Origin of the sequence: Janthinobacterium sp. CG_23.3, from assembly GCF_046115965.1 — a bacterium.
In the GTDB taxonomy this organism is placed as follows: Bacteria; Pseudomonadota; Gammaproteobacteria; order Burkholderiales; family Burkholderiaceae_D; genus Janthinobacterium.
On record NZ_JBJXIB010000081.1, the window covers coordinates 1 to 20,732 of the forward strand.

General features: G+C 66.5%; 17 protein-coding genes. 12 read left to right on the top strand and 5 right to left on the bottom strand.

The genetic code is table 11. The features are described from left to right. The first annotated feature begins 321 nt into the window (after nucleotides 1–321). Nucleotides 322–2,574 carry a M4 family metallopeptidase gene (locus tag ACFDR9_RS18105; protein ID WP_409031890.1) on the top strand — a complete coding sequence of 751 codons (2,253 nt, stop codon included), beginning with the start codon at nucleotides 322–324 and terminating at the stop codon, nucleotides 2,572–2,574. Nucleotides 2,575–2,818: 244 nt separating this feature from the next. On the opposite strand, the gene ACFDR9_RS18110 is transcribed toward ACFDR9_RS18105, so the two are convergent. Continuing rightward, the gene (locus ACFDR9_RS18110; protein ID WP_409031891.1) at nucleotides 2,819–4,993 is read right to left on the bottom strand and encodes a molybdopterin cofactor-binding domain-containing protein; all 2,175 of its coding nucleotides are present in this window, start codon (nucleotides 4,991–4,993) and stop codon (nucleotides 2,819–2,821) included. After that, nucleotides 4,990–5,457 carry a (2Fe-2S)-binding protein gene (locus tag ACFDR9_RS18115; RefSeq protein WP_017877416.1) on the bottom strand — a complete coding sequence of 156 codons (468 nt, stop codon included), beginning with the start codon at nucleotides 5,455–5,457 and terminating at the stop codon, nucleotides 4,990–4,992. Before ACFDR9_RS18115 ends, ACFDR9_RS18110 begins: the two co-directional genes overlap by 4 nt. 1,140 nt (nucleotides 5,458–6,597) lie before the next feature. Here ACFDR9_RS18115 and ACFDR9_RS18120 point away from each other — a divergent pair. The 11 genes from ACFDR9_RS18120 (at nucleotide 6,598) to ACFDR9_RS18170 (ending at nucleotide 16,795) form a co-directional block, all read left to right on the top strand. Continuing rightward, nucleotides 6,598–7,788 carry a type II secretion system F family protein gene (locus ACFDR9_RS18120; RefSeq protein ID WP_409031892.1) on the top strand — a complete coding sequence of 397 codons (1,191 nt, stop codon included), beginning with the start codon at nucleotides 6,598–6,600 and terminating at the stop codon, nucleotides 7,786–7,788. Further along, the gene (locus ACFDR9_RS18125) at nucleotides 7,785–9,485 is read left to right on the top strand and encodes a GspE/PulE family protein (protein WP_409031893.1); all 1,701 of its coding nucleotides are present in this window, start codon (nucleotides 7,785–7,787) and stop codon (nucleotides 9,483–9,485) included. Before ACFDR9_RS18120 ends, ACFDR9_RS18125 begins: the two co-directional genes overlap by 4 nt. Beyond that, a complete protein-coding gene (locus ACFDR9_RS18130) occupies nucleotides 9,472–10,338 on the top strand; it encodes a hypothetical protein (protein ID WP_409031894.1) in 867 nt (288 codons plus the stop codon). Before ACFDR9_RS18125 ends, ACFDR9_RS18130 begins: the two co-directional genes overlap by 14 nt. Continuing rightward, on the top strand, nucleotides 10,329–10,880 hold the full coding sequence (locus tag ACFDR9_RS18135) for a hypothetical protein (protein WP_017877420.1): 552 nt from the start codon (nucleotides 10,329–10,331) through the stop codon (nucleotides 10,878–10,880). The genes ACFDR9_RS18130 and ACFDR9_RS18135 overlap by 10 nt, the downstream gene beginning before the upstream one ends. Continuing rightward, on the top strand, nucleotides 10,868–11,473 hold the full coding sequence (locus tag ACFDR9_RS18140) for a hypothetical protein (protein ID WP_409031895.1): 606 nt from the start codon (nucleotides 10,868–10,870) through the stop codon (nucleotides 11,471–11,473). The genes ACFDR9_RS18135 and ACFDR9_RS18140 overlap by 13 nt, the downstream gene beginning before the upstream one ends. After that, on the top strand, nucleotides 11,470–12,000 hold the full coding sequence (locus ACFDR9_RS18145) for a hypothetical protein (RefSeq protein ID WP_409031896.1): 531 nt from the start codon (nucleotides 11,470–11,472) through the stop codon (nucleotides 11,998–12,000). Before ACFDR9_RS18140 ends, ACFDR9_RS18145 begins: the two co-directional genes overlap by 4 nt. Further along, on the top strand, nucleotides 11,997–13,934 hold the full coding sequence (locus ACFDR9_RS18150) for a hypothetical protein (RefSeq protein WP_409031897.1): 1,938 nt from the start codon (nucleotides 11,997–11,999) through the stop codon (nucleotides 13,932–13,934). The genes ACFDR9_RS18145 and ACFDR9_RS18150 overlap by 4 nt, the downstream gene beginning before the upstream one ends. Next, nucleotides 13,931–14,404, top strand: coding sequence for a type II secretion system protein (locus ACFDR9_RS18155; protein WP_017877424.1), 474 nt, complete (start codon nucleotides 13,931–13,933; stop codon nucleotides 14,402–14,404). The genes ACFDR9_RS18150 and ACFDR9_RS18155 overlap by 4 nt, the downstream gene beginning before the upstream one ends. Nucleotides 14,405–14,408: 4 nt before the next feature. Then, nucleotides 14,409–14,801, top strand: coding sequence for a type II secretion system protein (locus ACFDR9_RS18160; protein ID WP_409031898.1), 393 nt, complete (start codon nucleotides 14,409–14,411; stop codon nucleotides 14,799–14,801). Between the two features lies 1 nt (nucleotide 14,802). Then, nucleotides 14,803–15,381, top strand: coding sequence for a type II secretion system protein (locus tag ACFDR9_RS18165; RefSeq protein ID WP_409031899.1), 579 nt, complete (start codon nucleotides 14,803–14,805; stop codon nucleotides 15,379–15,381). Between the two features lie 184 nt (nucleotides 15,382–15,565). Beyond that, nucleotides 15,566–16,795, top strand: coding sequence for a M24 family metallopeptidase (locus ACFDR9_RS18170; RefSeq protein ID WP_409031900.1), 1,230 nt, complete (start codon nucleotides 15,566–15,568; stop codon nucleotides 16,793–16,795). A gap of 143 nt (nucleotides 16,796–16,938) precedes the next feature. On the opposite strand, the gene ACFDR9_RS18175 is transcribed toward ACFDR9_RS18170, so the two are convergent. The 3 genes from ACFDR9_RS18175 to ACFDR9_RS18185 form a co-directional block, all read right to left on the bottom strand. Next, on the bottom strand, nucleotides 16,939–18,519 hold the full coding sequence (locus tag ACFDR9_RS18175) for a methyl-accepting chemotaxis protein (RefSeq protein ID WP_409031901.1): 1,581 nt from the start codon (nucleotides 18,517–18,519) through the stop codon (nucleotides 16,939–16,941). Nucleotides 18,520–18,666: 147 nt separating this feature from the next. After that, complete coding sequence (locus tag ACFDR9_RS18180) at nucleotides 18,667–19,065, bottom strand: hypothetical protein (protein ID WP_409031902.1); 399 nt, start codon at nucleotides 19,063–19,065, stop codon at nucleotides 18,667–18,669. A gap of 22 nt (nucleotides 19,066–19,087) precedes the next feature. Beyond that, entirely contained in the window at nucleotides 19,088–20,320 is a 1,233-nt protein-coding gene (locus ACFDR9_RS18185; RefSeq protein WP_409031903.1) for a hypothetical protein, read from the bottom strand. Nucleotides 20,321–20,732 lie beyond the last annotated feature (412 nt).

Genomic DNA, 20,732 nt, shown 5'->3' on the forward strand with positions numbered 1-20,732 from the left:
GGGTTGTTTTTTCAAGGGTGGGGGGGGTGGAAAGGCGGGGGGGGGGGGTTTTTGTGTCCGTGGGGGGTCTTGTTCCCCCCCCGGGCCACCGGCCCGGGGGCGCGCAGCCCCCGGGCCTTTTTACGCCCGCGAATGTCCCATTTTAAACAAGCGCCCGCCTTTCGACGAATTTGCGAAGATTTTTGACTTGCCGGCGTCGATAGGAATAGTGTCGCCTTACCCGGCGTTTCCGCTGCGCACACGCCGACATGAACCACGCGTTCTGCAGACGGCCGCATTGGGCCCACAACCATGTCAAATAACAATACCCCCGGAGATTACATGAACTTACGTCAGACCTTGCTTGCAGCAGCTATCGGCGCCCTGCCCATGATGATGGCGGCCCAGGCGCATGCCGCCGGCCCCTTCATGATGGCCGCCCCGGTGGCCCAGATGTCGCCGCAGGAAAGCGCCGGCCTGGTCGCCAAGCTGTCCGCGCAACACGGCAAGGCCGGCTTGAACGCCGACCACGGCTTCGCCGTCGGCACGCAGCACCCCGGCGTCGCCGGCACCCGGATCAGCCGCGCCCAGCACACCTTCAAGGGCCTGCGCGTGTTCGGCTCGGAAACCGTGGTCGTCACCGACAGCGCCGGTGCCATCGTCAGCGAATCGGTGTCGGACCGCCGCGCCGGCCTGGGCAACGGCGCCGGTAACGCCCTCGACGGCCGCGGCAACACCCAGCTCGACGTCAATCCGACGCTGAACCAGATCGGCGCGATCGACCTGGTGGTCAAGGCCGTCGCCCCGCGCGGTATCCACCAGACGGCGCCGTCGGCCGAGCTGCTGGTCTGGCCGGTGATGAAGTCGGTGCGCGTCGCCGACGCCCTGAGCAAGTCCGAGAGCGCCCTCAACGCGCTTGACATGGAAAACGTCGTCGAACGTTACGAACTGGCCTATCTGGTCAAAACCCGCATGACCAGCGCCAACAAGCCGGTGTTCTTCGACACCGTCGTCAGCGCCCGGGACGGCCGCGTGCTGGCCCAATGGTCGGCGCTGCAAACCGTGGTCGGGACCGGCAACAGCCAATACAACGGCGCCGTGCCCATCAACACCACGCTGAGCGGCACCACCTACTCGATGAAGGACGCCACCCGCGGCGTCGGCGGACCGTACGGCGGCATGGCCATCACCAACGTCAACCACGGCAGCAGCGGCGGCAGCGTCTACACCAACACCAGCAACACCTGGGGCGACGGCCAGCAATATCTGGCCGGCGGCAGCACCACCAACGCCAACGGCCAGACCGCGGCCGTGAACGCCATGTGGGGCTTGATGAACACCTACGACATGCTGAAGAACACGCTTGGCTGGAGCAGCCTGGACGGCAACAACACCGCCTCCTACATCGGCGTCCACTTCAAGACCGCCGAGGACAACGCCTACTACGACGACACCTGCAAATGCATGTACATCGGCGACGGCAACACCATGTTCAAAAACCTCGGTTCGATCGACGTGATCGGCCATGAAATGGGCCATGGCGTCACCGCCGCCACCTCCAACCTGGTCTACACCGCCGAATCGGGCGGCTTGAACGAATCGAGCTCGGACATCAGCGGCGAGGCCGTCGAAGCCTACGCGCGCGCCGGCGGCACCGGCGCCACCATCCCGAACAGCGGCAACGACTGGATGATGGGCAGCGAAATCAGCAAATCCGGCCAGCCGCTGCGCTGGATGTACAAGCCAAGCAAGGACGGCACCAGCCCGAACGCCTGGAGCAGCACGCTGAAGAACCTGAACGTGCATTACAGCAGCGGCCCGAACAACCGCATGTTCTACTTCCTGTCGCAGGGTTCGAACGCCACCACCACCAGCGACTACTACAGCTCCTACCTGAACAAGGCGCCGCTGGCGATGACCGGCATCGGCACCGACAAGGCCTACCGCATCTGGTTCAAGGCCCTGACCACCAAGTTCACCTCGTCGACCGACTACGCCGACGCGCGCAACAAGGTGCTGCTGGCGGCCGAGGAACTGTACGGCGCCACCAGCAAGGAAGCGACCGCCGTGAAACGCGCCTACGCCGCCATCAACGTCGGCCTCGACGTCGATGAAGGCACCGTCGTGGCGGGCACCGAGCGCCTGCTGAACGGCGGCTTCGAGTCCGGCGCCACCAGCTGGACCGGCAGCACCGCCACCATCGGCACCTTCACCGGCCAGAGCGCCTTTGAAGGCAGCAAGTACGCCTGGTTGGGCGGCAAGGGCGTCAGCACCTCGCAATCGCTGTCGCAAAGCGTGGCTATTCCAAGCACCGCCACCGCGGCCAGCCTGAGCTTCGCGCTGCACATCGACACGGCCGAAAGCGGCACGACCGCCTACGACAAGCTGGTGGTGACCGTGAAGAACACGGCCGGCACCGTGCTCGGCACCCTGGCCACCTACAGCAACGCCAACGCCGCCACCGGCTACCAGAGCCGCAGCTTCAGCCTGCTGGCCTACAAGGGCCAGACCGTGCAGATCTCGTTCGCCATGACGGAAGACTCGTCGATGCAAACCTCGTTCGTGGTCGACAAGGTCAGCGTGCTGGCGCAGTAATACCGCTTACCGCCCCGCGCACTCCGCGGGGCGGTCGCCAAGCGGCGAAGCCGGCCCCGGACGCCGGTCATGCCGCCAATACGCTAAGGTTCGACACTTGGTAACATTGGCGTCCAACTGCCGCCCAACAGCGCCCGCCCGGCCGACTCGGCAATCCGATCGGAGAGCGCCTCGCTGGCGACTGCGCGACGACCTGTGCGCCGCCCGCCCCAAGGAGATCCACGATCTCAGATCATTAGCGCACCTATGCGAACCTGAACCCGGATTTTTCGAGCGGTAAGTGCGTGACGCGCTTGCCTGTTGCCGCGAACAAGGCGTTGGTAATTGCCGGTGCAAGCGGCCCAACCGATTCCTCACCCGCGCCGCCCGGCACCTCACCACTTTCCAGAATAACGATATCGACCGGCGGCATGTCGGCCAGGCCAATCAGCCGGTAGTCATGGAAGTTCGACTGTTCGACCGCGCCGTCACGCACGGTTATCTCGCCGAAAAAAGTTGCCGACAAGGCGAACACGATCCCACCCTCGACCTGGGAACGGATATTTTGCGGGTTGATCGCCACGCCGCAGTCGATGGCGGCGGTGATCTTGTGCAGTTTGACGTGCGACGTGGCGTCAACCGACAGCTCGACGACGATGGCCACATAACTGCCATTCGCGCAGACCAGCGCGACACCGCGGTGGCGCCCCGCAGCCGCTGGACTAGTCCAGCCCGCACGCTCGGCAGCCGCGTCCAGGGTACGGCGCCCGCGGCTGCCGACGGTCAGCAGCTTGTGGCGGTAAGCGATCGGATCGACCTTGGCCTGGTGCGCCAGCTCGTCGATGAAGCTCTCGTACGCGAAGGCGTTTTGCGACGTCGCGACCGAACGCCAGTAGCCTACCGGTATCCCCGCATCCATCGTCGTAACCCGGAACAGGGTGGCGCCAATGTTGTAGTACCTGGGCAGTTCGCCGACTGCGCTCGGGTCGACCGGCTTTCCCATGGCGCGCTCGTCGCCGTTGCGCGAATAATCGAATAATGATTCGCAGGCACTGTCGACGCGCAGCGCGACCGGCATGCCTTGCGCGTTCACGCCCGTCTTGAGCTTGATGGCGACGGCGGGACGATAGAAGTCGTGCCGCATGTCCTCCTCGCGGCTCCAGATCAATTTGACCGGTTGGCCTACAGCCCTCGCGATCAGCGCCGCCTGCACCGCAAAGTCGAATTCGACGCGCCGGCCAAAGGCGCCGCCGGATAAAGTCGTGTGGATAGTGACCGCCTCCGGCGCGAAGCCGAGCGCCTGCGCAACGGCGTTGCGCGAGTTCGACTGGGTTTGTGTCGGCAGCCACAGTTCGGCCTTGTCGGCGCTCACATGGGCTGTCGCGTTCATCGGCTCCATCGGCGCGTGACACAAGAAAGGCACGGTGTAGAGCTGTTCGACGCTGCGCGTGGTGTTGCTCGTCGCGGCGTCGTAAGCGGCCATGGCCTTTTCCGCGGTCGAATTACGCGGCGGGAAAACGACACCGCCGGCCTTGACCGCCGCCTGGAGCGAGGCGTTGTAAGCGCTCGACGTATGCTTGCTCGCCTTGGTTAAATCCCATTCCGGCTTGAGTGCGTCGAGCCCCTTCCTGGCGCGCCAGTAACCGTCGGCGACGACGGCGACCGCGTTATCGAGCCGCACCACGCGCACAACGCCGCGTATCCCAAGCGCCGGCTTGACATCAACCGAGGCCAGACGCCCGCCAAAGTGGGGGCATTGCAGGACAGTGGCAACCAGCATGCCCGGCACCTTGACGTCGATGCCAAAGCCCGCGCTGCCGTCAACCTTGCCCGGCAAGTCAAGGCGCGCAATGTTCTTGCCCATGTGGCGCCAACGCTCTTTCGGCATCAAGGCCGGGTTTTCCGGCGCCGGCTTGCCCGCCGCTTTAACGACAAGCCGCGCGTAGGCCAGCCGCTTGCCGCTTGGCTTGTGTAGGACCTGGCCGCTGTCCGTGTCGCATTCGCCGGCCGGCACTTTCCATTCGTCGGCGGCAGCGCCGATCAGCATCGCGCGCGCCTGTGCACCGGCCTTGCGCAATGGCGCAAACTGGCGCGCCACGCCGCCGCTGCCGTAGGTCGCGTATTCACCCCAGCCCGCGTTGAAGAATTGCGCCTCGACCGGGGCCATCTCGATGCGCACGCTGCGCCAGTCCAAATCGAGTTCATCGGCCAAAATCTGAGCGATGGCGGTGCCGGTACCCTGGCCGATTTCACTGCTGTTTGAAAGGATGGTGACGCCACCGTCGGCGGCGATGCGCACCCAGCCTTGAAGCGCGGTTTGCGTCGCCGAGGCCGGTGACGTCGCGGCGCCAGCCGACACCAGCGCGGCCGGTGCAATCGCCAGCAGGATGCCGCCGGCAGCGGCGCTCTTGAGGAAGTCGCGGCGCGAAGCCGCTTTCATGCCTGCTCCGCCACGCTCATGCCGGCAGCGCGCTTGATGGCGCGCCGTATGCGGTTGTAGGTGCCGCAACGGCAAAGATTGGTCATCGTGGCGTCGATGTCGGCGTCGCTTGGTTTTGGATTTTCCTTGAGAAGGGCCGCCGCGGCCATCAGCATGCCGGACTGGCAGTAGCCGCACTGCGGCACCTGTTCGGCGATCCACGCCTGTTGCAGGCGGTGGCTCCGGTCCGGCGAGAGCGATTCGATGGTGTTCACGCGCGCCTTGCCAACGGCCGACAACGCTACCGTGCAACTGCGCGCCACCTGGCCGTCGAGGTGGACGGTGCAGGCCCCGCAGATGCCGATGCCGCAGCCGAACTTGGTGCCGGTCAGGCCCAGGCAATCGCGCAGCACCCATAGCAGCGGCGTGTCGGCGTCGGCGTCCACCTGGTGTGAAGTGCCGTTGATGCTGACGCAATAGGACATGCCTGACCTTCGAAAAATGTGGAATCACCTCAACCCGGGCGAGGCGAAAAATGCATTTAAGCACAGTACGAAAAGTCGGTCAAACATCAGGCGACAGATGGCGGTTTCATGGGAACAGACTGGACGACATGCAAAGCATCTGGACGTTCAGTTGACATCGTTGTCGCGTAAGCGATACACGATAATGCGCAACGCGATATACCTTCCGCAACAGCAATACGACGGCAAATACAGCCCTCAGTGTCCAGACTGCGGCGTAAATGAAGCGAGTACGGTACCGCCATTTGCGACATTCAGGCTTGTCCTGGAGGCAGCGGTCAGCGGCTCATGTGCCTAGGCGCACGAGACTGCTGCAACGTCGAGTACTGGATGCCAGTCAAAGGGAAGGATTGCCGTAACAGAAACGCCGAACCCCGCGCACGAACAGACGACCTACGGCGGCGGCTGAGCTGTAACGTTGGAATCCACTCCACTTTCCATTTTCCCAACGTCCGCTATAGGACGGCAGCGGCCGTTCCTTGACTTGCAGAACGCCGTCAACGGCGGCACCGGATTCCCGAATTTTTGTGGATTTCCACGCCTATCTTTTCATAACGATATGTTTTCTACAAGAACGGTAATGTGAAGCCTTCCATAACCGTTCCACCGCACCGCCAACCCCGTTCCCGCCCGGAATGTCCAATTCTGGACATTCCGGGGTTTTCCGACGAAATTTCGAAGATTTTTGACTTGCCGCAGCCGATAGGAATAGTGTCGTCCTACCCGGTGTTTGCGCTATCGCCCATACCGAGATGCCTGACCCGTTTTTACTTCCTCTCTCGGAGCTTTCATGAACTTTCGCCAGACCTTGCTTGCCGCGGCTATCGGCGCCCAGCCCATGACGACGCCGGCAGACACCGCGCAGTAAGCGCCGCGCGCACGCCGCCGGGCGGCCACAAAATAAACCTTAAAACAACATTGCTTTTTACTCATGCCGGGTCTAAGGTTGGGTTGTTGCATTCGCAGCATTGCCGGCTTGTTGAGAACATTTTTCCGATTGCTATTCATCGATGCCTAAACAGAATTCGCGCAGCGACCGCAGCCCGTCGCCCCCGGCCCCGCATGTTGCCAGCGTCGCCAGCCTGAGCGCCTGAGGCGGCGATGCAGTTCCAACTCCAGGTGCAGGGCGCCGGCCGCCGCCAGGCCATCGCCATTGAAGCGGCCAGCGAAGCCGAGGCGATCCGCCAGGCCGCCCGCAACGGCTGGCGCGTGCTGGCCATCGCCGGCGCCCAGGCCGACGCGCCGGCCGCCGCCGGCGTCAGCAAGCACGCCTTCCCGCTGCTGCAATTCAGCCAGGAGCTGCTGGCCCTGCTCGAAGCGGGCCTGAACCTGAGCGAGGCCATGGCCACGCTGCACAACAAGGAAAACCGCGCCGGCGCCAAGGCGACGCTGGCGGCGATCCTGCGCACGCTGCAGCAGGGTAAAAGCTTTTCCGACACGCTGGCCGACTTCCCCGCCATCTTCCCCGAGCTGTACATCGCCACGGTGCACGCGGCCGAGCGCTCCGGCAACCTGCCGGAGGCCCTGGCGCGCTTCGTCGGCTACCAGTTGCAGTTCGACGCGATCCGCAAGAAGCTGGTGGCGGCGGCGATCTATCCGAGCATGCTGCTGCTGGTCGGCACCCTAGTCACGCTGTTCCTGCTCGGCTACGTGGTGCCCAAGTTCAGCGTGGTGTACGAAAGCTCGGGCCGCGACATTCCATGGATGTCGCAGATGCTGCTCGGCTTCGGCCAGTCGCTGGCGGCGCATCCGCTGCTGTGCCTGGCCGCGCTGGCAGGCGCAGTCGGCGCGCTGGTGTTCGCCGCCACCAATCCGAGCATGCGCCAGCGCCTGATCCTGGCGGTGTTGCGTCTGCCGGTGCTGTCGGAGAAGGCCGCCGAGTTCCGCCTGGCGCGCTTCTACCGCGCCCTCAGCCTGCTGCTGCACGCCGGCATTCCGCTGTCGAAGGCGCTGGCGATGGTGTCGGCGATGCTGCTGCCCGGCCAGCAGGGGCAACTGGCGCAGGCGCGCCGCGCGGTGCAGGAGGGGCTGCCCTTTTCCGCCGCGCTGGAGCAGAACGCGCTGGCCACGCCGGTGGCGCAGTCGCTGTTGAAGGTCGGCGAAAACACCGGCCGCCTGGGCGACATGCTGGAGCGCTCGGCCAAGTTCCACGACGAGGAATTCGCCCGCTGGGTCGACTGGGCGTCGCGCCTGCTCGAACCGGTCTTAATGATGTTCATCGGCGTCGTCATCGGCGGCGTCGTGGTGTTGATGTATATGCCGATCTTTGAATTGGCGGGGAGCTTGTCTTGAACGCACGCGAACAGGCCGGGGAGCCGCTCAGCGCCGCCGCGTTGCAGCGCGGGCGCGCCGAGGCGCTGGCGCAGGGCCGGCCGCAACTGCTGGTGCTGCAGGAATCGGCCGGGCTGACGCCGGAGCAGTTCACCCGCGAGCTGGCGGCGCTGTTCCATTATCCGGCCTGGAGCATGGCGCAGTTGCAGGACGCCGCGCCGGCCTTCGACCTGCTGCCCTACACCGACTGCGCCCAGCGCGACTGCGTGCTGATGCGCGCCGCCGCCGCCGCCGCTGGCACCGGTGCGGCGCCGGTTCTGGTGATCGGCAACCCCTTCGCCGACGACCTGCTGCAGTGGGCCGACTACGCCGTCAAGGCGCCGTTCACGGTGGCGCTGGCGCACGCCGACGACCTGAGCGCCTACCTGGCGCAGCAGGAAAGCGTGCAACAGGCGATGCAGGAAATGGGCGGCGACGGCGGCGACATGCCCGACCTCGACTTGAGCGTCGAGGACATCTCGCTGATCAAGATCAGCGAGGACAGCAGCCCGGTGGTCAAGCTGGTCAACTCGACCATTTACGACGCGCTGAAATTCCAGGCCAGCGACATCCACCTGGAATGCGACGTCGCCAGCCTGATCATCAAGTACCGCGTCGACGGCGTGCTGGTGCAGGCCGGCCAGGTGCAGGGCCTGCAAATGGCCGAACAAATCATCTCGCGCATCAAGGTCATGGCCGACCTCGACATCGCCGAACGCCGGGTGCCGCAGGACGGCCGCTTCAAGGTGCGCGTAAAAGGCAGCGAGATCGACTTCCGCGTCTCGATCATGCCCAACATCTTCGGCGAGGACGCGGTGCTGCGCCTGCTCGACCGGCGCGCGCTGACCGAGGCGGCGCAGGCGCTGCGGCTGGAAAGCCTGGGCCTGAACGCCGACGCCATCGAGCAGATCCGCCGCCTGGCCGCGAAGCCGCACGGCATGCTGCTGGTGACCGGACCGACCGGCTCCGGCAAGACCACCACGCTGTACGCCGCCATCACCGAGATCAACACCGGCCGCGACAAGATCGTCACCATCGAGGACCCGGTCGAGTACCGCCTGCCGCGGGTGCTGCAAATCCCGGTCAACGAGAAGAAGGGCCTGACCTTCGCCCGCGGGCTGCGCTCGATCCTGCGCCACGACCCCGACAAAATCATGATCGGCGAGATCCGCGACGACGAAACCGCGCAGATCGCCGTGCAGGCGTCGCTGACCGGCCATCTGGTGTTCACCACCGTGCACGCGAACAATGTGTTCGACGTCGTCGGGCGCTTCCTGCACATGGGCGTGGACGCCTACAGCTTCGCCGCCGCGCTCAACGGCATCGTCGCCCAGCGCCTGCTGCGCCTCAATTGCGAGCACTGCGCGGTGGACGCCGCGCCCGATCCGCAGGAGCTGCAGGACAGCGGCTTGCGCCCGGAGCGGGTGGCCGACTGGCGCTTCATGGCCGGCAAGGGTTGCGGCCACTGCCGCGGCACCGGCTACAAGGGCCGCAAGGCGGTCGCCGAGGTGCTGATCCTGAACGACGCGATGCGCGAAATGATCTGCACCCGCGCCCCGGTCAGCCGCATGAAGGAGGAGGCCGCGGCGATGGGCTTCCGGCTGGCGCGCGAGGCCGCGCTGGACTTGGTGCGGCTGGGCGAAACCACCTTGACGGAGCTGAACCGTGTCACTTATTAAGCGCCTGTTTGCCAACACCGCCGGCAAGATCCCCGGCGCCCACCTGGGCCGCAACCTGTGCCTGCACCTGGCGCCGCGCCAGCTCGGCTGGGCGCTGCGCCAGCGCGGCCGCATCGTCGCCGGCAGCGCCGGGCGGATCGCCATCGACAACCCGGACGGCCACTGGCAACTGCCGCTGGCCGCCTTCGACGCCTGGCTGCGCCAGCCCGGCCGGCCCGGCGCCGGCCTGCCGTTGTCGATCAGCCTGGCCAGCGGCTGGTGCCGCATGGCCCTGGCGCCGTGGAGCGACGCGCTGCTGAGCGAACCGGCCGGCGGGCGCTATCTGCAAAGCCAGCTGGTGGCGCTGTACGGCGAGAGCGCGCGCGGCTGGAGCATCAGCGCCGACGACGCGGGGTACGGCCAGCCGCGCCTGGTGTGCGGCGTCGACGGCGATTTTTTGCAGTCGCTGCGCGAGCTCGCCGGCGCGCACGGCCTGCCCTGCCACGCCATCGAACCGCTGCTGACGGTGGCTTGGCGGGCGATCGCCGCGACGAAGCCGCAAGCCTTCGCCGTCGTCGAACCGGGCCGCCTGCTGATGGCGGCGGTCAGCGGCGGGCGTATCGTCGCGCTGCACGCGCAGGCTTGCCCGGACGACTGGCGCGCCGAACTGGCGCGGGCTTGGCAGCGCTGGAGCCTGCGCGCGCCGGAGCTGGCCACGCTGGCGCGGGTTGCCGTGGTCGACCTCAGCGGCGGGTCGGCCGACACCGCCGCCGACGCGCCGGGCGGCGCGCTGGCGGCGCCGTTCGTGCCGGCCGCCGCGGCCATGGCGCAACTCGGCCCGGTCCACCTGATGGGGGAATCGGCATGGGCCTGAGCAACCTGGATTTCCTGAACCGGGAGCCGGCGCGCTGTTCCGGCTGGCGCCTGGCGCTGCTGCTCGCCGGCGCGCTGGCCCTGCTGCCGGCCGCCGCGCACTGGCTGGCGCAGGCCCAGGCGGTGAGCCGGCTGGAGGCGCAACTGGCGCAGGCGCAGCCGCGCAAGGTGGAGCGGCCGCGCCTGGCGCCGGAGCGCCAGCGCGAGCACGACGCCCAACTGAAACTGGTGGCCGACGCGGTGCGCCAGTTGAACCTGCCGGTGACGCGCCTGATCAAGACCGTGCAGGCGCCGCGCGACGTCCGCGTGGCGCTGCTGGGACTGGACTTGAACGGCGAGGCCGGCGCCGACCAGGGCGGCCGCGCCGCCGGCGCCCTGAAGATCGCCGCCGAGGCCGAAACCGCGCAGGACATGATCAATTACCTGGCCTTCCTGAACCAGCAAAGCCTGTTCCGCTCGGTGTATCTGGTCAAACACGAAATGAACGTGGCGGCACCCGAGCACCCGTATCGTTTTCAACTGGAGGCCCAATGGCGGCAATAAAAACCGGGCCGGCGCCGCTGGCCGCGCGCGGCCCCGGCAAACTGGGCGCGCGCCTGTCGTGGCAGGCGCAACGTTGCTGGCGCCGCTTTGGCTGGGCCGGCGCCGGCGGCGCCGCCGCGCTGGCGCTGGCGGCGCTGGCGCTGCTGCAAACGCCGGCCCTGGTGGCGCGCCAGCAGACGCTGACGCTGCAACTGGCGGCCGCCGGCAAGGCCGCCGCCATCGCCGCGGCGCTGCCGCCGCCTGGCGGCGCCGACGGCGTGGCCGCGTTTTACGCCTACCTGCCGGCGCACGATGCGATTCCCGAGCAGTTGAAGGAACTGGTCGCGGTGGCGCGGAAAAGCGACGTCACGCTGGTCAAGGCCGAATACAAGCCGCAGATGGAGGGCAACGCCGCCTTCCTGCGCTACCAGATCACGCTGCCGGTCAAGGCCGACTACGCCAACGTGCAAAGCTTCATCGTCGCCGCGCTACAGGCGCTGCCGACGCTGACGTTGGAGTCGGTGCTGTTCAAACGCGAACAGATCGAGGCCGCTGAAATCGAGGCGCGCATCCAGTTCATCCTGCTGGTGAAAAAACCCGAGGCCCGACCATGAGAAAAGCCGTCATCGGCGTCGCCGCCGCGGCCACCCTGCTGGCGGCCTACTTCGCCCCCGAGGACGAGGGCGGCGTGGTCGGCCCCGCCGCCGCCACCACCCGCGAGCGCCCGGCCGCGCCCACCCTCGCGGCCGGCTTGCAGGCCATCGCGCGGGAGGCCGGGCCGGACTTGACAATCCATCCGCGCAGCGTCGCCGACGACGACCTGGGCAATGTCTTCGCCAAGCACAGCTGGCAGCCGGAGACGCCGAAAAAAATCATGCTGGCGCAGGCCGAACCGGTCGGCGCCAAGCTCGCCGCCGCCGCGCCGGGCGCGCCGCCGCTGCCGTTCCAGTTCCTCGGCCGCTTCGTCGACGAGGGCAAGGCCGCCTACTTCCTGCAGGCCGACGGGCGCAACCTGGTGGCGCGCGTCGGCGAGAAGGTCGACGAGCACTACACGCTCGACAGCGCCAGCGGCGACGCGCTGCACTTCACCTATGTACCGCTCAATCAACAGCAATCCTTAGTCGTAGGGGACGTCAATTGAACCACACCGTAATCGCCCGCCTGAACTTGCTGGTATTGAGCGCCCTGCTGGGCGCGTGCGCCAGCAACCAGACCTTCAAGGAAGGCAACGCCCTGCTCGACGAGGGTAAGGTGGAACAGGGCCTGGCCAAGCTGGAACTGGCGGTCCAGGCCGAACCCGGCAACGCGCAATACCGCATCGCCCTGAGCAACCGCAAGATGCGCCTGGTGAACGCCGCCAACGCCCGCGCCGACGTCCAGCGCCAGCAGGGCAATATCGCCGAGGCGGAGCAGTCGTTCCAGCAGGCGCTGGCGGTCGACGCGACTAACACCGTGGCGCAGCAGGGCCTGGCGGCGCTGGCGCAGGAGCGGCGCCAGCGGCAGATGGTGGCCGAGGCCGAGGCGCTGCACCAGCGCGGCGGCGACGCCAACCTGGCGCAGGCGCAGGAGACGCTGCGCCTGGTGCTGCTGGAGCGGCCCGGCCAGCGCGAGGCGCTCAATCTGCGCGGGCGCATCGGCGACGAGCAGGCCAAAAAGCGCCCGGCCGCCGGCAAGCTGGCGGCGGCCTACCGCAAGCCGGTCACGCTGGAATTCCGCGACGCGCCGCTGCGTTCCGTGTTCGACTTCATCGGCAAGGTGTCGGGCCTGAATTTCGTCTTCGACCGCGAGATCGACCCGAACATCAAGGCCACCATTTCGGTGCGCGACACCAGCATCGAGGAAGCCATCGGCCTGCTGCTGAGCGCAAACCAGCTGGAACAGAGCGTGTCGAATGAAAAGTCGATCACCATCTATCCGAACACGCCGCAGAAGGTGAAGGACTACCAGCAGCTGGTGGTGCGCACCTTCTTCCTCGCCAACGCCGACGTGAAAAACGTCTCGTTCTCGATCAAGACTTTGCTGAAGGCGAAGGACATCGTCACCGACGAGCGGCTCGGCCTGATCATGATGCGCGACACGCCCGAAATGATCCGCCTGGCCGAGCGCCTGATCTCGGTGCAGGACCTGGCCGACCCGGAGGTGATGCTGGAGGTCGAGGTGCTGGAGGTAAAGCGCACGCGGTTGATGGAGCTGGGCGTGCGCTGGCCCGAGAAGGCGTCGCTGAGCCTGGCCGGCAGCGCCAGCGCGGTGACCGGGCTGAGCGCGCTGAAGGTCGCCGACCTGCGCAGCATCAACGGCGGCAACATCAACCTGGGCATTAGCGACGTCGTCGTTAACGCCAACAAGGTCGACACCGACAGCAATATCCTGGCCAACCCGCGCATCCGCGTGCGCAACAAGGAAAAGGCCAAGGTGCTGATCGGCGACCGCGTGCCGGTCATTACCGTCACCACCAACAACGGCGTCAGTTCGGACAGCGTGAACTACGTCGACGTCGGCATCAAGCTCGAAGTCGAGCCGAACGTCTACCTCGACGACGAGGTGGCCATCAAAGTCAACCTGGAGGTCAGCAACGTGGTCAAGGACGTCACCAGCAAGTCGGGCACGCTGGCCTACCAGATCGGCACCCGCGCCGCCAACACCGTGCTGCGCCTGCGCGACGGCGAAACCCAGGTGCTGGCCGGCCTGATCAGCGACGAGGACCGCAGCAACGCCAGCAAGGTACCGGGCGTGGGCGAGCTGCCGCTGCTGAACCGCCTGTTCGGCAGCCAGAAGGACGACAGCAACCGCAGCGAGATCGTGCTGTCGATCACGCCGCGCATCCTGCGCAGCATCCGCCGGCCCGACCTGATGACGGCCGAGTTCAACTCCGGCACCGAGACCACGGTCGGCGGCCGCGCGCCGGTCGGCGCCGCCGAGGCGGTGGTGCTGGCCGAGGCGCCGCCGCCGAACCGCCCGGCCTCGCCGATGACCGGCGGCGACGACGCGCCGGCCGCGCCCGACAAGGCCGCGCCGGCGGAGAAGGCGGCCGCCAGCGGGCCGTCGCCGAACGCGCCGATCAAGGTCATGCGGTGACACGCCAGCGCGGCTTCACCTTCATCGAGCTGATGATCACGCTGGCGATCATGGCCACGCTGGCGCTGGTGGCCGCGCCGCTGGCGCAGGTGGCGCTGCAGCGCGAGCGCGAGCACGCGTTGCGCGCCGCCCTGGTGCAGATCCGCGAGGGGCTGGACGCCTACAAGCGCGCCGCCGACAACGGCCGCGTCAAGCTCGGCATCGGCGCCTCCGGCTACCCGAAAAAGCTGGAGGAACTGGTGGAGGGCGTGCCGGACCAGCGCAGCGTGCGCAAGCAGAATATGTACTTCCTGCGCAAACTGCCGCGCGACCCGTTCCAGCCGGCCGACGCCGGCAGCGCCGCCGACAGCTGGGCCAAGCGCGGCTACGCCTCGCCGCCGGACAACCCGAGCGAAGGCGAAGACGTCTTCGACGTTGCCTCGCGCTCCAACCTGGTGGGCCTGAACGGCGTGCCGCTGAAACAATGGTGACGCCATGACGCACACACGGGGCCGCGCGGCGCGCGGCGGATTCACGCTGATCGAACTGCTGGTGGTGCTGGCCATCATTTCGCTGCTGCTGACGATCGCGCTGCCGCGCTACTTCGGCTCGGTGGAAAAATCCAAGGAGGTCGCGCTGAAGGAAAACCTGCGGCTGCTGCGCGGCGGTATCGACAAATTCTACGCCGACAAGGGCGAATACCCGCCGGCGCTGAGCGAGCTGGTAGCGCAGCGCTACTTCCGCGCGGTGCCGGTGGACCCGGTGACGGAATCGGCCGGCACCTGGCAGTTGCTGACCTCGCCCGACGGCGACAAGCCGGGCGTGGCCGACATCCGCAGCGGCGCCAAGGGCAAGACCCGCGACGGCACCCCGTACGAGCAGCTGTGACATGAAGCGGACGCCTCGTTGGCGGCGGCGCGCGGACGGCTTCGCCTACCTGTGGACCCTGGCGCTGGTGGCCCTCATGGGCGCCGGCCTGGCCGTCGGCGGCGACCTGTACGCGACGGCGGCGCGGCGCGACAAGGAGCGCCAACTGCTCTTCATCGGCCACGAATTCCGCAACGCCATCGGGCGCTACTACGACGTCAACGGCGCCAACGGCCAGCACCACTACCCGCTGACCTTGGAAGAGCTGCTGAAGGACCCGCGCTTCCCCAATCCGAAACGCCACCTGCGCCGGCTCTACACCGACCCGACCACCGGCCGGGCCGAATGGGCGCTGGTGATGCGCGAAGGGCGCATCGTCGGCGTGCATTCGCTGTCGACGCGCCTGCCGATCAAACAGGACAACTTCGACGACGACGACGCCGGCCTGCGCCTGAAACAGCGCTACGCCGACTGGATCTTCACCTACCCGGCGGACCTGTTCACCGGCCCGCAGGACGGCGCGCCGAAGGACGGCAACCCCAAGGACGGCACGACGGGCGGACAGTCGCAAAACGCCAAACCCAAAGCCAGCGACATGTAAAAACCAGCACGGGGCGGCCAGGAAAACCACAATCCACCGCCGGCGCGAACTGCTATCATCGCGCCCAATTCCCAGGGCGATTGCGAAGGGGACAGACCACGATTTCCGAGAAAGGTTTCTCGGAAATCGTGGTCTGTCCCCGGTGTGGAGGCAGTCGCCGAGTCCACATTCCCAGGAGAACAGCATGAGCGTAGGCATAGGCGGCAAAAGCATCGACGAGGCGCTGGCCTCCCTCTCCGACATGAGCGCCGGCATGGTCCCGATCGGCAAGGCCGAGCACCTGCAGCGCATCGACAAGGCGCAGGCGTTTATGCGCGCCGAGGGCATCGCCGCGATCTACCTGAACGCCGGCTCGAACCTGACTTATTTCACCGGCACCAAATGGTACGCCAGCGAGCGCATGGTCGGCGCGATCCTGCCAGCCAACGGCGCGCTTGAATACATCGCGCCCGCCTTCGAGGAAAGCACGCTGCAGGGTTGCATGCTGGTCGACGGCCGGGTCAACGGCTGGCAGGAGCACGAGAGTCCGTACCAGTTGTTCATCGACGTGCTGGCGCGGATGGGCGTGGCGCCCGGCGCGGCGCGGCCAAGCCGGGTCGGCATCTGCGAAAGCGCCGCCTTCTTCATCGCCGACGGCATTCGTCCGCTGGCAGGCGGCTACGCGCTGGAGAACGCCGGCGGCGTGACCGCCCACTGCCGCGGCAAAAAATCCGCCGCCGAAATCGCGCTGATGCAAAGGGTCAAGGACATGACGCTGGCGGTGCACGTCGCCACCGCAAGCATGTTGTACGAGGGCGTCAGCACCGTCGAGGTGGAGGAATTCATCCAGCGCGCCCACCGCAAAGTGGGGGCGCCGCGCTCGTACTTCTGCATCGTGCTGTTCGGCGAGGCCAGCGCCTACCCGCACGGCGTCAGCTACGTGCAAACGCTCAAGCGCGGCGACGTGGTCTTGATCGACACCGGCTGCCAGATGCTGAACTACATCTCCGATATTACCCGCACCTATGTGTTCGGCGCCGCCAGCGAACGCCAGCGTTCGGTCTGGAACAGCGAAAAGAAGGCCCAACTAGCCGCCTTCAACGCCGCCCAGTTGGGCGTGCCGTGCCAGGACGTCGACCGCGCCGCGCGCGCCGCGCTGGAAGCGGACGGCTTCGGCCCCGGCTACGCGCTGCCGGGGCTGCCGCACCGCACCGGCCACGGCATCGGCGTCGACATCCACGAATGGCCTTACCTGGTCGGCGGCGACCGCACCCCGCTAGAGGTCGGCATGTGCTTTTCGAACGAGCCGATGATCTGCATCCCCGGCGAATTCGGTATCCGCCACGAAGACCATTTTTACATGACGGAACAGGGGCCGAAGTGGTTCACCGAGCCGGCGCACAGCATCGACGATCCGTTTGGACTGGCGCTTTAAACCAAGGGCGTAACCCCGGGGTCGGACCCTCGGGGACTGACCCCGGTTCTTTGCCGTCGGGTTGGAATGACGTTCGCGGCGCGCGTAAAAAAACGGCGGGCGCTTTGGGCGCTCCGCCGTTTTTTTGTTTGCCGCGCCGCGTTTTAGCGGCCCAGCGCCAGCCGCTGCGGCGGCGCCGCGCGCGCCGGGCGCGGCGCCGAGGCCGACACTTGTTCGAGCTTGAACACGGCCAGCGCGCCGCTCAGCTGGTCGGCTTGCTCGCGCAGCGATTCGGCCGCCGCCGACGCTTCCTCGACCAGCGCCGAGTTCTGCTGCGTCATCTCGTCCATGCTGCCGATGGCCTGGCCGATGTTCTCGATGCCGGTGCTCTGGGCCTGGCTGGCGGCGCTGATTTCGGCCATGATGTCGGCCACTTTCTTGACCGAATCGACGATTTGGCCCATCGTCAGGCCGGCCTCGTCGACCAGCTTGGAGCCGATGTTGACCTTGGCCACCGAGTCGCCGATCAATTGCTTGATTTCCTTGGCGGCGCCGGCGCTGCGCTGCGCCAGGTTGCGCACTTCCGAGGCGACCACGGCGAAGCCGCGGCCCTGCTCGCCCGCGCGCGCCGCTTCCACCGCCGCGTTCAACGCCAGGATGTTGGTTTGGAAGGCGATGCCGTCGATGACGCCGATGATGTCGACGATCTTCTTGGCCGAGTCGTTGATCTCGCCCATCGTCGTGACGACCTGGCTGACCACCTTGCCGCCCTTGATCGCCACGCTCGACGCCGATACCACCAGCTCGTTCGCTTCGGTGGCGTTGTTGGCGTTCTCGCGCACGGTGTTGGTCAGGCTCTCCATCGAGCGCGCGGTCTGGTCCAGGCTGCCGGCCTGCGACTCGGTGCGCGAGGCCAGGTCGGCGTTGCCGTGGGCGATTTCGGCGCTGGCCATCTTGATGGTCTCGGCCGACACCTTGATCTCGGAGACCATGTTGCCGAGCTTGCCGCGCATGTCCTTCAGCGCCACCAGCAGGCTGCCGCTGTCCTTCGGATCGGTGGCGATGTCCATCGACAGGTCGCCGTCGGCCACCGCGCGGGCGATCTCGCGGGCGTATTCGGGTTCGCCGCCAAGCTGCTGCCAGATCGCCTGCACCACGAAGTACGACACCAGCGCCAGGCTGATGATGACCACCAGCGCCACCAGGATGCTGGTGGTGAGCACGTTGCGCACGCTCGCCTCGCTGTTCGCGATGCCGGCCTTGAACTGCTTCTGCGCCGCCTCGTTGGTTTTCGCCAGGTCGGCGTTGAGCAGCGTCAGCGCCGACTGCATGCGCGCCACGGTCGCCTGCGGGTCGCCCTGCTCCATTTCCAGCATGATGCGCGCCGCGCTCAGCGCCGGCGCGTAGTAGGCGTCGAATTCCTTGCCCAGGCGCGCGCCGGCCTCGCGCTGGCCGGGGATCTCGCCGAACTTGGCCAGCTTGGCGCGCAGCTTGCCGGCCTGCTCGCCGACCTGGCCGATGCGGTTCTTGTCGCCCTCGGTGACGGCATCGCGCAGGCTGTCGGCCACCGCGCCGACGTCGAGCGTGAGCGACTTGGCGGTGTCGAGCACCGGGTAGTCGACGCTTTCAGTGGTGCGTATCGAATCGAGTGCGGAGGTGGCCAGATAAGCGCTGCCCGCAAGACCCAGGCCGAAAATGATGGTCGAGATGACCGGAAGTGCCCATATCTTGCGTTTGATGCTCATTGCCGTCTCCTGTATCTATAGTATTTTTAACCATGCTACAAAGCCCGCATCGCCAAACCGTAGAGTGGCGATGCGGGCCGAGGCCATTTCGAAGGCGCCGCCGACCGTGGTTGCGGGTCGGCGGCGCGTTTCTTGGATAATGTAGCCTTATGGGGCCGTCAACACAACCTTCACGGAGGCGTCGACCGCGCTTTTTTCGATGTAGCCGATGGCTTTCGGATCGGCCGCGACGGCCTTCTTCACGTCGGCGCTGTTGGCCGCCTCTTTCGGCTGGGTCGCCTTGCCGGTGAAGACCAGCTTGGACCACAGCGCCTTCGCCTGCGACGGTTCCTTGTCCGTCACCTTTTTGTAGAACTCGGCGCGGATGGCCGCGCTCTCCGGCTGGTCGATCGGCGTCATCGCCGTCGATTTACCGAGGAAGAACTGGGCCACCTGGTCGTTCGTCATGGCGCCGCTGGCGCTCTTCGGATTGACCACCACCACCACTTCGGCCAGGGCCGGGATCGTTACCGCCAATACCGCGCCCGCCACAACGAGCGCCTTCATTGTCATCTTCATGTGCCGGTCCTTAGAATACGAAATCGATAGCCACCGCGGCAACCGTGACCGGGCCCTTGAAGCCGGCCGCCGGTTGCAGGAACAGGCCCTGGCCGACCGGCTTGACGCGGTCGATCTGCACCTTCAACGCCGCCGAGGTGTGGAAGTCCCAGCGCAGGCCGACGGTATCGGTCGACTGCTCTTGCTGGTTGCGGGTGTGCAGCAGCGTGTTGACGCCGGCCGCCAGCGGCGCCAGCGCGGCAATGCGCGGGACGCTGTTGGCGACGCTGCCGTCGGACTTCAGGTCGGCGTGGCTGTAGTACGGCAGGAATTTGCCGATGCGGTAGCCGGCCATCAGGTACCACGAGGTGCTGTCGTTGACGTAGCTGTCGGTCTTGCGCTTGGCGTACTCGGACTGCACCACGATGTTGTTCCAGTCCAGGCCCAGGCCAAGCGAGGTGAACGAGGCTTTCTTGTCCTTCACGACCAGCTCGTCGGCCAGCGCGCCCAGTTGTGGAATACGGAAGGCGGCGCCGGTGGCGCGCAGCGCGCCGATCAGCTTGTTCTGCTCGCGCGAATCGTCGATGCTGATCTTGGTGTCGGCGCGGCCGAAGCGCAGCGTCAGCGGGCCGTGTTCGGCCACCAGGTTCAGGGCGACGATCGACTTGCCGCGGATGTGCACGGTCGAGTCCGGGCCGGTGGCCAGGGTCGCCTTGGTGCTGCCGAGGGCCAGTTGGGCGGTCAGGTTGGTATCGCCGAAGCTGCGCTGGTAGGTGCCGTCGACGCCGTCGATGCTGTTCAGCGGAACCTGGGAGTACATCTCGCCGGGCGGGCGCAGCAGCGTGTTGGCGTAGCCGACGTTGCGGTAGTCCGAAATCATGAAGACCGGCAGGCCCATGCGGCCGACGCGGATGCTGAAATTGTCCGACAGCTTGGCCTTGGCGAAGGCCCATGCCAGGTCGGCGCCGTAGTTGTCCTCGCCGTCCTTGCGCACCAGGCCCTGCGCGATGCCAGACAACCAGTCGTTGACGGTGACGTTGGCCTGCAGGCCCAGGTTCGAGTCGACGCCGGTGCGGGCGGTCTTGCCGACGCCGCTGGCCTGGTTCGGACGGGCGAATTGGGCGTCGTTGGTGTCGGTGCCGGTCATGGCGACGGTGCCGTAGCCGCTGATCTTGACGGTCGGGCCGGCGCCGGCTTCATCGGCGAAAGCGTTGGCCAGCGCCAGCGGCATGGTCAGCAGTGTGGCTAAAAAACGTTTATTCATTGTTGTACCCGTAGCGTATGTAACTCATTGATGGGAATGCCGGTTCAAGGCCATGTGATTACGCCGGCGATGGGTTGGGCCGGACTCACTATGTATGCGCGGGATCGTGCGCGACCTGGGAGAAATAGAATGCTACAGGGAAATATATTTCCCTCGAAGAATATTCTTGCGCCGTTAGGACGTTTCGTTGTTTTCACGGCAGAAAACAGGGGTTTTTAGAGGGAAAAATCTAAAACCCAGTCGACTAGATCATCCTTTGCGAGGATGCAAAAAGAAGGGCTTCAGCAGCGCATTCGGCCGCTCTTGGCCCATCCACGCGTGCGCGTCGGTGCGCGCCGCCAGCGCCGTCGGTCCCGCTGCTGGCGGCTTCGCCGAAGAAAAGCCGAGTTAGCCGGGTTTTGTGGGTCGGGTT